Here is a 15,406-nt window from a genome sequence, read left to right on the forward strand (position 1 = left end):
GACGACCTCGACTTGGTCGGCCCCGGACATCAAATTGCAAGGCGAGAGATTGCGCGGCCGGTGACCCGACGCAGTTCAAGAGGGAAGGTGTATTGCGTGAGCAACTATGACTCTGAGGCGTTTTTCTGCGAAATGTCGAGCAACATGGCAGAACGCAGTCCCCAACTGGAGGACATCTGGAACCGATTTGATCAAGCCGATTTTGACGATCTGAAAAGCCGCGCCAAGGATGCGGATCTGGAATTGTTCAATCTTGGCGTCACCTTCACCGTCTATAGCGACAAGGATGTCATTGACCGGGTGTTGCCCTTCGACATCATCCCCCGCATTCTGACGGCCAGCGAATGGAACACCATCGATCGCGGTGTCATCCAAAGGGTATCGGCAATCAACGCCTTCCTGCATGACATCTATCACGAACAGCATATCCTCAACGATGGCACCGTGCCGCGCGATCTGGTGATGGGCAACGCCAATTTCCGCGACATCATGGTCGGCTTTGAACCTGCAGCGGGGGTTTATACTCACATTGCCGGCACGGATATTATCCGCGACGACGATGGCAGGTTTCTGGTTCTTGAGGACAATGTCCGCTCACCGTCTGGCGTTTCCTATGTGGTGGAAAACCGCCACCTGATGGAACGGTCCTTCCCGGATCTGCTGGCAAACCTGAGATTGCGCAAGGTCTCGGACTATGGCCGCACCCTGTTTGAAAAACTGTCCGAGACAGTACCGTCAGGGGCAGCAGACAAGGACAATCCGCAAGTGGTCGTGATGTCCCCGGGCATGTTCAACTCGGCCTATTTCGAGCATATATTCCTCGCCCGTGAAATGGGCGTGCCGGTGGTCGAAGGCAGCGATCTGTTCTGCGATGACGACCGGGTCTTCATGAAGACCATTGCCGGCCCCAAGCGGGTGGATGTCATCTATCGCCGCATTGATGATGCCTTCCTTGATCCCGAAGCCTTCCGGCCGGATTCCATGCTCGGCGTCAAGGGACTGATCAACGCCATGCTCAAAGGCAATGTCACCATCGCCAATGCCATTGGCACCGGAGTTGCCGACGACAAGGCGGTCTATGCCTATATGCCGCGCATCATCAAATATTATCTCGACGAAGACCCGATCCTCGACAATGTCGAGACACATATCTGCCGGGAAGAAGATGCTCTGCAATATACCCTCGATCACATGGAAGAACTGGTGGTCAAGCCCGTCGGCGAGAGCGGCGGCTATGGCATCACCATCGGCCCCAAGGCATCAAGGGAAGAGCTGGAGAAGGCGCGCGAGAGCCTGCTCGCCGATCCGGCCAATTTCATCTCCCAGCCGATGATTTCCCTTTCGGTCTGCCCGACCCTTGGCGAAAGCGATCTGGTGCCACGCCATGTCGATCTGCGCCCCTTTGCGGTCACCGGCAAGGGCACATGGGTTCTGCCCGGTGGCCTCACCCGCGTGGCCTTGCGAGAAGGCTCGATCGTCGTCAATTCCTCGCAAGGCGGCGGCACCAAGGATACGTGGGTCCTGTGTGGTCCCAAGGAAACCCGCACCGGAGGAAACCGTTCATGACCATGCTGCTCAGCCGCTATGCCGAAGCCCTCTTCTGGTTCGCTCGCTATGTTGAACGCTCCGCCAGCCTTGCCCGCATTCTCAATGTTCAGGCCGGCTTCTGGCAGGATGACGCCAATCAAGAAAACTGGTCGGCGATTCTCTCCCTTTATGCCGACAAGGACCGGTTCGAGGAAAAATACGACACGATCAATGCCCGCAATGTGGCCAGCTTTTACGTCACCGACCGGGACAATCCCGGCTCCATCCTGTCATGCCTGTGGGCCGCGCGCGAAAATGCCCGCCTGCTGCGCCCCCTGATATCGGTGTCGATGTGGTCCTACATCAACATGTCCTTCAACGAGTTCAGCAAACTCTCCAACTGGGATCTGCACTCAACCCGGCTGGCCCGGACCTGCGAGATGATTGCCCGGCGCTGCGACGCCATCATGGGCGTCACCGAGAGCACCTACTACCGCGACGCTGGCTGGCGGTTCTACCAGTTGGGCCTATGGATCGAACGGGCGGACCAGACCAGCCGATTGCTTGATGTGAAGGTTGCCCAGATTGCCTCCACCCACTGGCTGGATGACGGCGAAGATGCGGTCGCCGACGCCGAGTTCTGGAAGCTTCTGCTGCATTCCTTTGAAGCCTATCATGCCTTCCAGCGCGCCGAATCCGGCCTGCTGGATCCCAAGAAGGTCGCCAATTTCCTGATGTTCAACGAAAGCTTCCCGCGCTCGCTGACCCATTGCATCGGCGAAGTGCAGAACATGCTCAAGGACCTCTATCTGGGCTACAAGCTTTATCATGTCGAATATAGCTACGAGGAAGTCGAGAAATTGCTCTACGAGCTGGAATCGGCGGCCAACGATCCGCATCTTCATTTGCGGTTCCACGGCTTCAACGACAAGGTCCAGCATCGGCTGATGGAAATAACCCAAAGCCTCGGCACGTCTTTCTTCGGGCATGTGGATGTCCCTCCTGAAGACGTTTCATCCCAAACCCAGAGTCAGGCCTGAGAAGCGCCTGACTCCGCTTCATCATTCCGTTTGACGATCCGATTTTGGGCAACCCGAAAGGCGCCTGTACATGTCTATCCACGCTGCTCTGACACACAGAACCAAATATAGCTACGACCGCCAGACCGGCATGGGGCCGCAAGTCATCCGCCTGCGCCCTGCCCCCCACACGCGCAACCAGATCCTGTCCTACTCGCTCAAGGTGGAACCCGCCGAGCATTTCATCAATTGGCAGCAGGATCCCTTCGGCAATTTCCTGGCCCGCGTCATTTTCCCCGAAAAGGTTGAGTCCTTTGAGGTGACCGTCGATCTGGTCACCGAAATGGCGATCATCAATCCGTTTGACTTCTTCATCGAGGAAGCAGCCGAGCATTACCCCTTTGCCTATGGCAAGGAGGACAAGAAGGATCTCACGCCCTATTTGGAGAAGGAAGAGCCGACCAAATTGCTGGCCGCTTTGCTCAAGGAAGTCGAGCCGATCATCAAACAGAAGGACCTCAAGACCATCGATTTGCTGGTTCAGGTCAACTATCTGATCGAAAGCAAGATCGACTATTTGATCCGCATGGAACCGGGCGTTCAGGCCCCCGAGGAAACCCTGACAAAAGGCTCAGGCTCCTGCCGCGACAGTGCATGGCTGATGGTCCATGTGATGCGCCATCTGGGGCTCGCGGCCCGCTTCACCTCGGGCTATCTGATCCAGCTGAAACCGGACGTCAAGCCGCTCGATGGTCCTGCAGGCACCGATCATGACTTCACCGATCTGCATGCATGGACGGAAGTTTACGTGCCCGGAGCCGGCTGGATCGGCCTTGATCCGACCTCGGGCCTCTTGACCGGAGAAAGCCACATTCCGCTCGCCTGCACCCCGAGCCCCATTTCAGCCGCACCCATCACGGGTGCCCATGACAAGGCGGAAGTCGAATTCGAGTTCGAAATGGACGTGCAGCGCATTTACGAGCGGCCCCGCGTCACCAAGCCCTATACCGACGAACAGTGGAAGGCGATCAATGCCTTGGGTGAGACGGTCGATGAACGCCTTGAGGAAGGCGATGTGCGCCTGACCATGGGTGGCGAGCCAACCTTCATTTCGATTGATGATTATGAAGCCGATGAATGGAACACCGCCGCCGTAGGTCCGACCAAACGCGCCTATGCAGAAAACCTCATTCGCCGCCTGCGCGACCGTTTTGCACCCGGTGGGCTACTGCATTTTGGTCAGGGCAAATGGTATCCCGGCGAGCAATTGCCCCGCTGGGCCTTCGCGCTTTATTGGCGTGCCGACGAGGAGCCGCTCTGGGAAGATCCAGCCCTGATCGATTCCGAAAAGCCGAAAGCCACAGCCGATCACAAGGTGGCCCAGCGCTTTATCTATAAGCTCAGCGAAAAGCTACGCATCGACCCCAAATGCGTCATCCCAGCCTATGAGGATCCGGCCCATTTCGCGCTGGTCGAGCAAAAACTCCCGGTTGATGTCGATCACAAAAACAACAAGATAGACGACCCGGCCGAACGGGCCCGCATCGTCAAGGTCTTTGAGCAGGGCCTGTCCAATCCGGCAGGCTTTGTGCTGCCGGTACAGGCCTGGAATTCCGAAGTCTATGGCCGATCCTGGATGTCAGAGGTCTGGAAACTGCGCCGCGAGAAGCTTTATATCCTGCCCGGAGACAGCCCGGTTGGCTTCCGCTTGCCGCTTGGCTCCCTGCCCTATTTGACCGAAGTGCAATATCCCCATGTCTTGCCGATGGACCCGCATGCGGCCCACGCTGCCTTGCCCGCCAAGGAAGCCTTGCTGCGTGATCGCCGCAAACCGTTCAAGCAGCGCGACCATCTCAAGAAAATGGATCCGGCCAAGCTGCTGGAAGCCCCGGACATTCAGTGGCACGAGTCCCTGCATAAGACCTTCATTCCAATGAATGAAATTTCAGGCTCGGTCCGCACTGCCCTGACCATTGAGCCACGCAATGGCCATCTCTGCATCTTCATGCCACCGCTCAACAATGCCGAAGATTACGCAGCCATGGTCGCCGCCATCGAGGACGCAGCCAAGGAGGTCAAGCAGCCGGTCCATATCGAGGGCTATGAACCCCCGTTTGATCCGCGCCTCAATGTGATCAAGGTCACCCCGGATCCGGGCGTCATCGAGGTCAACATCCAGCCAGCCACAAACTGGAAGGAAGCCAGCAAGATCACCCAGATCGTCTATGAAGAGGCGCGTCTGGCCCGCCTTGGCACCGAGAAATTCATGCTCGATGGTCGTCACACCGGCACCGGTGGCGGCAACCATATCGTCATGGGCGGCTTGACCCCGTCCGACAGCCCGTTCCTGCGCCGTCCGGACCTGCTGGGCAGCCTGATCACCTATTGGCAAAACCACCCAAGCCTCAGTTACCTCTTCTCGGGCACCTTTATCGGCCCAACCTCGCAGGCTCCACGGGTGGATGAGGGCCGCCACGAAAATCTCTATGAGCTGGAAATTGCCCTCAAGCAATTGCCGCTCCCCGGAGAAGGCTACATCCCCAACTGGCAGGTTGATCGCCTGTTCCGCAACCTGTTGATTGACGTGACCGGCAACACCCACCGCGCCGAAATCTGCATCGACAAGCTCTTCTCGCCGGACGGGCCGACCGGTCGACTCGGTCTGGTGGAATTCCGATCCTTCGAAATGCCGCCACATGCCCAAATGTCCCTTGCCCAGCAATTGCTGCTGCGTGCCATCATCGTGCGCCTGTGGGAACAGCCTTACCGCCAGCGGCTGGTGCGCTTCGGCACCCAGCTGCATGACAAATTCATGCTGCCCCATTATGTCCGCGACGACTTCCGCGACGTGTTGCGCGATTTAGCCAACCATGACATCAAGTTGGACGAGGACTGGTTCGCCCCGCATTTCGAGTTCCGCTTCCCACGCTATGGCGAAGTCAATTATGACGGCGTACAGATTGAGTTGCGTCAGGCGCTCGAACCCTGGAACGTACTGGGTGAAGAAGGCGCCGTTGGCGGCACCGCCCGCTATGTCGACAGTTCGCTTGAACGTGTGCAGGTCAAGGCCAAGGGCCTTAATCCCGACCGCCATATCCTGACGGTCAATCAGGTCGCGGTGCCCTTGCATCCAACAGGCCGACAGGACGAAGCGGTCGCCGGTGTGCGCTATCGGGCATGGCAGCCGCCATCCTGCCTGCACCCGATGATCGGCGTCCACACCCCGCTGACCTTCGACCTGTTTGACAAGTGGAACATGCGCTCCCTTGGTGGCTGCCGCTATCATGTTGCCCATCCGGGGGGACGCGGCTATGAGATCTTCCCGGTCAATGCCTATGAAGCAGAAAGCCGCCGCCTGTCGCGTTTTGAGACCATCGGCCATTCGGCGGGCTATGTCGATCCGGTAATTCTGGAAGACAATCCGGACTTCCCATACACGCTCGATCTGCGCCTGGCCTCGGTGCGCTGACCCCACACCACGACCAACCACGAAGACAAGAGACCCAATTCGGGCCTCTTGTCTTCGTTCACGCTTCATCACGCCATTGTTAAAAATACCGATGCGTTTCGAGGATATAAACATCCTCCGCAATGTATATTCTTTGTTTCCAAGCAAAGCAGTGTTACAAGCATCCCTCCCGGAACTTCAGGGAAATCCCTGAAGTTTGCGGACGGAACATGAAGCGCCGACCAAAATCAGACACAAAGGCATGGTGAAGCAACTTTGCAGCATTCCTGTTTGCAAAAATGCACATTATGCTGGTATCGAGCGGCCTGATCCTTCTCGTGGTGAGGATCAGGGAACAATGCGCCAATGCGCGGAGACTGTATGCAGTTGAACCAAGCCGGAAGCCCGACGAATGTAAAATCATCGGGCGGCGAAGCGAACCAACAAGGGGAAGCGGTGGGACAAGACCTGTCTTCCTTCTATCAGCCTCTTCCGGGTGTCCATGATGAAATGATGGACGCCAGCGGCACCGTCATGCCGCATTGGGCTGCGTGGTTCCATGCTTTCTCGCACTGGACGACACAGGAACAATCGGACAATTCGGAGCAACTCAACAGCAAGGTCCGCGAGACCGGCATCGCCTACGACCTGTTTGCCGACCCCAATGCGGACGAGCAGCCCTGGTCGATTGATCTGACCCCGCTGATCATCGCACCCGAAGAATGGCAATGGTTGCAAACGGCCATTTCCCAGCGGGCGCGACTGATGAATGCGATCAATTCCGATCTCTATGGCCCGCGCAAGCTGATCGAAGGCGGCTTCATACCCGCCAGCCTGATCTTCAGCGACCCCACTTATCTACGGCCAATGCAGGGCAACCGCGGCGCGATGGACGGCATCCAGTTTTTTGCCACCGACCTCGCCAAAGCGCCGGATGGCAACTGGCGCGTTCTGGATAATCACGCAGAGACCCCGGCTGGCATCGGCTTTGCCGTGGCCAACCGCATCGCTGTAACCCATTGTGCAGGCAATCTGTTCCGTGAAACCAATGCCATGCGGCTTGCCCCCCACTTCCAGCGGATGCAGTCGACACTGGTCAACCGGTCCGGTATGGAAGACCCGCAAATCGCCATCCTGACGCCCGGACCGGAGCATCCTGACTATTTCTCCCATGCCTATCTGGCGCGGTATCTGGGCTATCTTCTGGTCGAAGGCGGCGATCTGGTCTGTCAAAACAATCAGGTTTGCCTCAAAACCCTTGCAGGCCTCAAGCCCATCGACATGATCATCCGCTCGATCGAAGGAGCCCGGGCCGATCCGCTCGAGCTTCGCCCCGACGGCTTTGACGGTGCCACCTCGCTGGTCCGGACCGTGCGCAACAAGGGCGCCAAGGTGATCAACCAGTTGGGCACGGCCATCGTGGAAAATCGGGGCCTTGGCCCCTACCTGCCGCGCATCTGCCAGTATTTGCTGGGCGAGGAGCTTATGCTCAAGGAAGCCCCGCGCTGGTGGCTGGGTGATCCAGCGTCACAGGCCCATGTGCTGGCCCATCTCGATCAGATGCTTATATCCGACGCCCATGAAGGGTCCGGCAGACCGGGCGAAGCCCGCCCTGCGATCGATGGAGCCTCCCTGGACGATCAGGCCCGCAAGGCCTTGATTGACAAGATCCAGCTGCATGGCCGCACCATGGTCGCAGAGCAGAAGATGGCCTTTGCCACCACCCCCAGCTGGACCGGCAGCCGCCTTGAGCCCAAACCCTTTGCCGTGCGTTTCTTTGCGTCGCGCAAGACCCAGAGCTTTGAAGTCATGCCCGGCGGCCTGTCCATGTCCGTTGGCGACACGCAAGCCATCGGCCTGCATTCACCACGCGGCCTGACACGTGATGTCTGGATTCAATCCGAAACCAAGGTCGCTCCGGTCGACAGCATCTGGGCCAGTCTTGAAGCCTCCACCGCCTATTCCCGCGCCGGGCGTTCCCTGCCCAGCCGGATCGCTGACAATCTCTTCTGGCTCGGCCGCAATGTGGAGCGGACGGAATGGCAGTTCCGCCTCTGCCGTCAGGCTTTGGCGCGGCTGGAAGAGGATAGCGGCCCGGAAGAAGATCAGCGCACCGTACGCGCTGCTCTGAACAGCCTTATCCTGCGCGCACCCAAGGCCCAGATTTTCGATGCGGGCTTTGGTGGCATGAATGACCTTGAGAGACTGGTGCGCACCATTCTGTATGGCAAGGACCGGGCCCATGGTTTTCAGGAAAGCCTTTATCATATGCACCGGCTGGCGGGATTGACCCGCGACCGCATGTCATCGGATGCCTGGCATATCCTGAACGACTTCTTCACCGACCGCCGCTGGCACAAGGAGCCGGGCTTCATTCATGCTGGTCAGGTTGTCGACATGCTCGACAGAGGACTGGTCAGCCTTGCTGCCTTTTCCGGTGTGGCGATGGAAAACATGACCCGCAATTTCGGCTGGCGTTTTCTGGACATTGGCCGCCGCATCGAACGGGCGGAAAATCTAGCCACCCTGTTCAGCCGTCTGGTCTTTGCCCCCGGCATGACCACCGACGCCGCACGGCGCATGATGTTCATTCTCGAGGTCGCAGACAGCTTCATCACCTATCGCTCGCGCTATCGTATCATGCCGGCACTGCCGGCGGTGATCGACCTTTTGCTGCTGGACGAAACCAACCCACGCTCGATCGCCTTCCAGATCGCCGCCCTGTCCGACCACATCGATTCCCTGCCGATGGAACCGGAGCAAGGCCTGCGCAGTGAAGAGAATCGCCTGATCCTCGAACTCAGGTCCGAGCTTCAATTGGCCGAAGGCCATGTTCTGGCACATATCCCCAATATGGAAGAGGCCAAACCGCTGGAAGACATCATCGCCGAGCAAAGCGATCTGGAAAAACTGCTCAGCAACCAGACCACGAAACTGCCGCAACTGACCGATATCCTGACCAAGCGCTACTTCACCCATACCGAAGAAAAGCCACACCGTATCTGACCCCGCGAGGAGCACGAACCGAGCATGCGCTACCGGATTACCCACAAAACGGATTATCGCTATGTCAATGCGGTGGCCCAGTCCAACCATCTGGTGCATCTGGGGCCACGCCAAACCATGGGGCAGACCATTGAGCGGCATGAACTGCTGATTAATCCAAAACCAGCCTTGCGGCGGGACTATCACGACTATTTCGGCAATCCGGCCCAGCATCTGGTGATCGAAGAGAACCACAATCTGTTCTCGGTCGAAGCCCAAAGCATCATCAATGTCGAGCGCGACCATACCGCGACCCTAGCCCTGTCGGTCGCCGGGTGGGAGACCGTGCGTGATTTGATGTTCGATCCCAAATACACAGCCGAGGCCGAATTTACCTGCTACACGGGCTTTACCACCCCCACCGCCGAGATCGCAGCCTATGGCGAGATTTCCTTCCCGCCGGGGCGCCCCATGCTGCAAGCTGTTCTGGACCTGACCAGCCGCATTTATCATGACTTTGACTATGACAGCACGATCACCGATGCCACCACACCAGTGGAGCAGATGTTTGAAATCAAGGGCGGCGTCTGTCAGGATTTTGCTCATCTGCAATTGGCTTGCCTGCGCGCTCTGGGTCTGCCTGCCCGTTATGTTTCAGGCTATTTGCGCACCTATCCACCGGAAGGTCAGCCGCGCCTTGTCGGTGCAGACGCTTCGCATGCCTGGATATCCGTCTGGTGCCCGGAAGCGGGTTGGGTCGATTTTGACCCGACCAACAACAAGATGATCGCCGACGAGCATATCACTCTGACGATTGGTCGGGATTTTGTCGATGTCAGCCCCTTGTCAGGCGTCATTCTGGGAGGTGGTCAGCATTTCATCGATGTTTCCGTCGACGTGATGCCGATCGACAATAGCGGCAAGGAAATCGGCCAGTCGATCACCAATGCAGACCAACAGGCCAAACCGGCCGCATCGGCCCCGGCTGCGCCTGCGCTGGCCCCTTCAGCCCCACAGTCACCGCCCCCTGAGCAAGCCACCCAGGAACAATCCCAGGCGCCGGGGCTGGCCCGTACCCAAGAGCAATCCCAGTCGCAGGCCCAGCAATCCCAGCCCGCATCGGGCGATCAAGCATCCCAGACAGCCTCGACCCCACCGATTCCACCGATCTCCGCAGATCGGACCTACTGATCAAAATGCACGAAGGGCAACGCAGACCCAATTGGTTTGCCTGCCCTCATAAAGCTGTTTGAGATGTCGCCGCACAAGGGAGTGATCAGTCGCCTTTGCAAATCCCGAACAACAGGATCGACTTGACCGCCTGCTTCGTTTCTTCCCACTGCTCGTTACTCAACTCACGGCCATCATTCAGCGTCGAAATCTGGTGCTTGAAATCCGCATAATGCTGGGTCGTCGCCCAGATGGCAAAAAGCAGATGCTTGCCGTCAATCGGACGGATCTTGCCCATCGCGATCCATTGATTGATCACATCCACCCGCTGGTCGGTCCAGCTTTGCAACTCGCTCTCTAGATAGTCCTGAACAATCGGCGCGCCCTGAATAATCTCGTTGGCCCAGACCTTCGAGCCATAGGGCCGCGTGCGCGCCAACTCCAGCTTGGTGTCAATATAGGCCCCAAGGGCGGCAACAGGATCCGAATCCACGTCGATCTCGTCGGCTGCGGCCCGCCAGACATTGAAGATATCTTCCACTACCGTGCGATAGAGCAGTTCCTTGGACGAGAAATAATAGACCACATTGGATTTCGGCAAGCCCGCCATGTCCGCAATCCGGCTGATTGACGCCCCATTATAGCCAAATTCAGCGAAGATCATCTCGGCAGCGACCAAGATCTTTTCAATATTGTTTTCCCGGTTTTGTTTTTGCGTCGTGTATTGCGTGTCTGCCATTCAAGAACCCGTATGTCTTTCTTTCGCATTGCACCATATTCCAGAGCGATCGACTCCGGGCTTTTTAGTAATCAGGCGTGACCAAATTTCTTTAACAAAAAGTGGCGCAATTTTTTACTTTTCGCAGCCCAATTTGTGAATAATTGAACAAATAATAGGCAAAAAGCATTTTTCTGACCGATCGTGCGGGAAAAATATTGACCGATCGTGCAGACGATGCAAGCGTTCATAACATGAAAGACGGATTTAGCAAAAGTTTATGCTGTTCGTGTGGGGGAATGAGCGATGCAAAATGATCTATCGGCCTTCTGGATGCCATTCACGGCAAACCGGCAATTCAAGCAAGCACCGCGCATGTTCGTTGGTGCCGAAAACATGCACTATCGCACGGCAGACAACCGGCTGGTGCTCGATGGCACCGCAGGCCTGTGGTGCTGCAATGCCGGGCACAAACGTCCCAAAATCGTTGAGGCCATCAAGGCGCAGGTCGATGAACTGGATTATGCCCCGGCCTTCCAGATGGGGCATCCCAAAGCGTTTGAGCTGGCAACCCGCGTCCGCGATCTGGCTCCTGATCCATTCGAGCATGTCTTCTTCACCAATTCCGGCTCTGAGTCGGTCGAGACTGCGCTGAAACTGGCACTTGCCTATCACCGCGCCAAGGGCCATGGCGAACGCACCCGCCTGATCGGCCGTGAGCGCGGCTATCACGGGGTCAATTTCGGCGGCATTTCCGTTGGCGGCATCGTCACCAACCGCAAAATGTTCGGCTCGCTTCTAACCGGTGTTGATCACTTGCCCGCCACCCATCTGCCAGAGCAAAATGCCTTCACCCGTGGCCAGCCCGAGCATGGGGCCAATCTGGCCGACGAGCTGGAACGGATCATCGCTCTGCATGGGGCCGAAACCATCGCCGCCGTGATTGTCGAGCCGGTTGCAGGATCCACCGGCGTTCTGATCCCGCCGAAAGGTTATCTCGAGCGTCTGCGCGCCATCACCGCCAAACATGGCATCCTCTTGATCTTTGATGAAGTGATCACCGGCTTTGGCCGCCTTGGCGCGCCCTTTGCTGCGGATTATTTCGGCGTCATGCCAGACATGATCACCACCGCCAAGGGCCTGACCAACGGGGTCGTCCCAATGGGGGCTGTGCTCACCACCGCCGAAATCCATGATGCCTTCATGACCGGCCCGGAACATATGATCGAACTGTTCCACGGCTACACCTATTCGGGCAACCCGATTGCCTCGGCAGCTGGCATCGCCACCCTCGAGACCTATCAAGAAGAAGGCCTGTTCGAGCATGCCAATGCGCTCGCCCCTTACTGGGAAGACGCTCTGCACAGTCTCAAAGGCCTGCCCCATGTCAAGGATCTGCGCAATCTGGGCCTGATCGGCGCGATTGAACTCGAATCGATTGAGGGAGAGCCAACCAAGCGCGCCTTCTCGGCCTTCCTCAAGGCTTATGACAAGGGTCTTCTGATCCGTACCACCGGCGACATCATCGCCCTCTCCCCACCGCTTATCATCTCCAAGGCTCAGATCGACGAGATCTTCGACACCCTTGCCGGGATCCTCAAGGAGCTTGCCTGATCCATGTATTCTGTGACCAACCTCATTGACGGTGAAGCCGTCGCCTCCCAGTCTGGCCGGGAAAGCGCCATTTTCAACCCTGCCACCGGTGAGCAAATCGGCACGCTCGGCCTGTCCTCGGACGCCGAGATCAATCAGGCGGTTGCCAGCGCCAAGGCGGCCTTCCCCGCTTGGGCGGCCACCCCGCCAGCCAAACGCGCACGCATCATGTTCGCCTATGCGGCGCTGGTGCGCGAACGGGCCGACGACATTGCCCGCGAGATCAGCCGAGAACATGGCAAGACCCATGACGATGCGCTGGGCGAAGTGGCCCGCGCCATGGAAGTGATCGAATATGCCTGCGCTGCGCCGGAATTGCTCAAGGGCGAATTTTCCCGCAATGTCGGCCCCGGCATCGACACCCAGTCTGAACGCCAGCCTTTGGGCGTTGTGGCGGGCATCACGCCCTTCAACTTCCCCGCCATGGTGCCGATGTGGATGTTCCCAATGGCGATTGTCTGCGGCAACACCTTCATCCTCAAGCCATCCGAGCGGGACCCGTCCGCGGCCACGTTCGTTTGTCAGCTTTTGATGGAAGCAGGCCTGCCAAAAGGCGTGTTGAATGTCGTCCATGGCGACAAATCCACCGTCGATTGCCTGCTCGATCACCCGGATGTCAAAGCCGTCAGCTTTGTCGGCTCAACCCCAATCGCCGAGTATGTCTATCGCCGTGGCACCGACAGCGCCAAGCGGGTGCAGGCTCTGGGCGGGGCAAAAAATCACATGATCGTCATGCCCGACGCCGACATGGATCAGGCCGCCGACGCCTTGATGGGCGCTGGCTATGGTTCAGCCGGGGAACGCTGCATGGCCGTTTCCGTCGCCGTTCCCATCGGCGAAGAGACAGCAGGCAAGCTGGTCAACGCGCTGAAACCAAAAGTCGAAGCCCTCAAGATCGGCCCCTCCACCGACGAGACCGCCGAAATGGGTCCGGTCATCACTGCAGAAGCCAAGGATCGGATCACCGGCTTGATTAACAGTGGCGTTGCGCAAGGGGCGGATCTGGTGGCCGATGGCCGTGGCTTCTCGCTGCAGGGCTACGAACAGGGTTATTTCCTTGGTGGCAGCCTGTTCGACAAGGTTTCCCCTGAGATGGACATCTATAAGACCGAGATTTTCGGCCCGGTCCTCTCGGTGCTGGAACCACAGAGCTTCGAGAGTGCGGTCAAGCTGATCAACGAACATGAATATGGCAATGGCACCGCGATCTTCACCCGCAATGGCGACGCGGCGCGCAAATTTTCCTCGGCCATCGAGGTTGGCATGGTGGGCGTCAATGTCCCCATTCCAGTGCCGGTGGCCTTCCATTCCTTTGGCGGTTGGAAACGCTCCTCCTTCGGCTCCCACGGCATTTATGGCCCCGAAGCGGTGCATTTCTACACCCGCCTGAAAACAACAACGACACGCTGGCCTGAGGGCATCCCTCAGGGCGCCGTCTTTACCTTCCCGAGCTAGCGGCCCGCATATTGGGGCCAAACCGGCCGGGAAGACCAAAAGGTCAAAGCGCTCTTTAGAAAGCGCGACCTTCCAGAGATTGAAATAATGGCAGGCGTTCGAGGCTACTCGTCCGTCAACGGGTGGTGCTTGCCGAACGACAGGGAACATTTGGCTATGAAAAAGAATTTACGCATCGATTCCGATCGCCTCTGGCAGTCGCTGATGGATATGGCAAAGATCGGCCCCGGCATTGCCGGTGGCAACAACCGTCAGACCCTCACCGACGAAGACGCCGAAGGCCGCGCTCTGTTCAAAAGCTGGTGTGATGCCGAAGGCCTGACCATGGGCGTCGACAAGATGGGCACCATGTTCATGACCCGCCCCGGCACGGACCCTGACGCCTTGCCAGTCTATGTCGGCTCCCACCTCGACACCCAGCCAACCGGCGGCAAATATGATGGCGTGTTGGGTGTGCTTTCGGCGCTTGAGTTGGTCCGCACCCTCAACAATGCCGACATCAAGACCAAGCATCCAATCGTCGTGACCAACTGGGCCAACGAGGAAGGTGCGCGCTTCTCGCCGCCAATGCTGGCCTCCGGTGTCTTTGCCGGGGTGCATTCCCTTGACTATGCCTATGGCCGTCAGGATCTGGAAGGCAAGACCTACGGCGAAGAGATCAAGCGCATCGGTTGGGTTGGCGAAGAGGAAGTCGGCGCCCGCAAGATGCACGCCTATTTCGAATATCACATCGAGCAGGGCCCGATTCTGGAAGCCGAGAATAAGGAAATCGGTGTTGTCACCCATTGTCAGGGCCTCTGGTGGCTGGAATTCACCCTAACCGGCAAGGAAGCCCATACCGGCTCGACCCCGATGTCGATGCGCAAAAATGCTGGCCTCGCCATGGGCCGCATCTTTGAAATGGTTCAGGACGTGACCATGGCAGCTCAGCCCAATGCCGTGGGCGGCGTCGGGCAGGTCACCTTCTCGCCGAACTCCCGCAATGTGTTGCCCGGCACTGTCGTCTTCACCGTCGACATCCGTACCGTCGATCAGGAAAAACTCGACGGCATGCGCGACGCGATCCGCGAAAAGGCAGCCATCATTTGCGAAGAGCTGGAAGTCGGCTGCTCGGTCGAGATTGTCGGCCACTTTGATCCGGTCACCTTCGATCCCGGTCTGGTCGACAAGGTCCGCAACGCAGCCATCGAACTTGGTTACAGCCATATGGACCTTGTCTCCGGCGCTGGCCATGATGCCTGCTGGGCCGCCAAAGTCGCCCCGGCGACGATGATCATGTGTCCTTGCGTCGATGGCCTCAGCCACAATGAGGCAGAAGACATCAGCCAGGAATGGGCGACGGCAGGCGCAGATGTCATGCTTCATGCCGTGCTCGAAGCCGCAGAAATCGTCGAATAAGGCCGCCAAACATCCATTCACCTGATGCGCTGA

At 58.1% G+C, this 15,406-nt stretch carries 9 protein-coding genes; 8 read left to right on the forward strand and 1 reads right to left on the reverse strand.

What is annotated here, in order from left to right:
- Positions 1–132 precede the first annotated feature (132 nt).
- The 5 genes from DSD30_RS17880 to DSD30_RS17900 all read left to right on the forward strand — a co-directional run bounded on the left by DSD30_RS17880 (position 133) and on the right by DSD30_RS17900 (position 10,170).
- The gene (locus DSD30_RS17880) at positions 133–1,566 is read left to right on the forward strand and encodes a circularly permuted type 2 ATP-grasp protein (RefSeq protein ID WP_114011146.1); all 1,434 of its coding nucleotides are present in this window, start codon (positions 133–135) and stop codon (positions 1,564–1,566) included.
- Positions 1,563–2,567 carry an alpha-E domain-containing protein gene (locus tag DSD30_RS17885; RefSeq protein ID WP_157967760.1) on the forward strand — a complete coding sequence of 335 codons (1,005 nt, stop codon included), beginning with the start codon at positions 1,563–1,565 and terminating at the stop codon, positions 2,565–2,567. Before DSD30_RS17880 ends, DSD30_RS17885 begins: the two co-directional genes overlap by 4 nt.
- Before the next feature lie 70 nt (positions 2,568–2,637).
- Entirely contained in the window at positions 2,638–6,015 is a 3,378-nt protein-coding gene (locus DSD30_RS17890) for a transglutaminase family protein (protein ID WP_114011093.1), read from the forward strand.
- Positions 6,016–6,375: 360 nt separating this feature from the next.
- Positions 6,376–9,000 (forward strand): circularly permuted type 2 ATP-grasp protein, encoded by a 2,625-nt coding sequence (locus DSD30_RS17895; protein WP_198663028.1) that lies wholly within the window; start codon positions 6,376–6,378, stop codon positions 8,998–9,000.
- A gap of 24 nt (positions 9,001–9,024) precedes the next feature.
- Positions 9,025–10,170: a transglutaminase family protein gene (locus tag DSD30_RS17900; protein WP_114011095.1), complete on the forward strand. Its 1,146-nt coding sequence runs from the start codon at positions 9,025–9,027 to the stop codon at positions 10,168–10,170.
- Positions 10,171–10,255: 85 nt separating this feature from the next.
- On the opposite strand, the gene DSD30_RS17905 is transcribed toward DSD30_RS17900, so the two are convergent.
- On the reverse strand, positions 10,256–10,888 hold the full coding sequence (locus DSD30_RS17905; RefSeq protein WP_114011096.1) for a TetR family transcriptional regulator C-terminal domain-containing protein: 633 nt from the start codon (positions 10,886–10,888) through the stop codon (positions 10,256–10,258).
- 285 nt (positions 10,889–11,173) lie between these two features.
- Here DSD30_RS17905 and aptA point away from each other — a divergent pair, with 285 nt between their 5' ends.
- The 3 genes from aptA (at position 11,174) to DSD30_RS17920 (ending at position 15,373) form a co-directional block, all read left to right on the forward strand.
- A complete protein-coding gene (aptA, locus tag DSD30_RS17910) occupies positions 11,174–12,481 on the forward strand; it encodes an omega-aminotransferase AptA (protein WP_114011097.1) in 1,308 nt (435 codons plus the stop codon).
- Positions 12,482–12,484: 3 nt separating this feature from the next.
- The gene (locus DSD30_RS17915) at positions 12,485–13,975 is read left to right on the forward strand and encodes a CoA-acylating methylmalonate-semialdehyde dehydrogenase (RefSeq protein ID WP_114011098.1); all 1,491 of its coding nucleotides are present in this window, start codon (positions 12,485–12,487) and stop codon (positions 13,973–13,975) included.
- 156 nt (positions 13,976–14,131) lie between these two features.
- Positions 14,132–15,373 (forward strand): Zn-dependent hydrolase, encoded by a 1,242-nt coding sequence (locus DSD30_RS17920; RefSeq protein WP_114011099.1) that lies wholly within the window; start codon positions 14,132–14,134, stop codon positions 15,371–15,373.
- The last annotated feature ends 33 nt before the right edge of the window (positions 15,374–15,406 follow it).

It is taken from the genome of Cohaesibacter intestini (genome assembly GCF_003324485.1).
In the GTDB taxonomy this organism is placed as follows: Bacteria; Pseudomonadota; Alphaproteobacteria; order Rhizobiales; family Cohaesibacteraceae; genus Cohaesibacter; species Cohaesibacter intestini.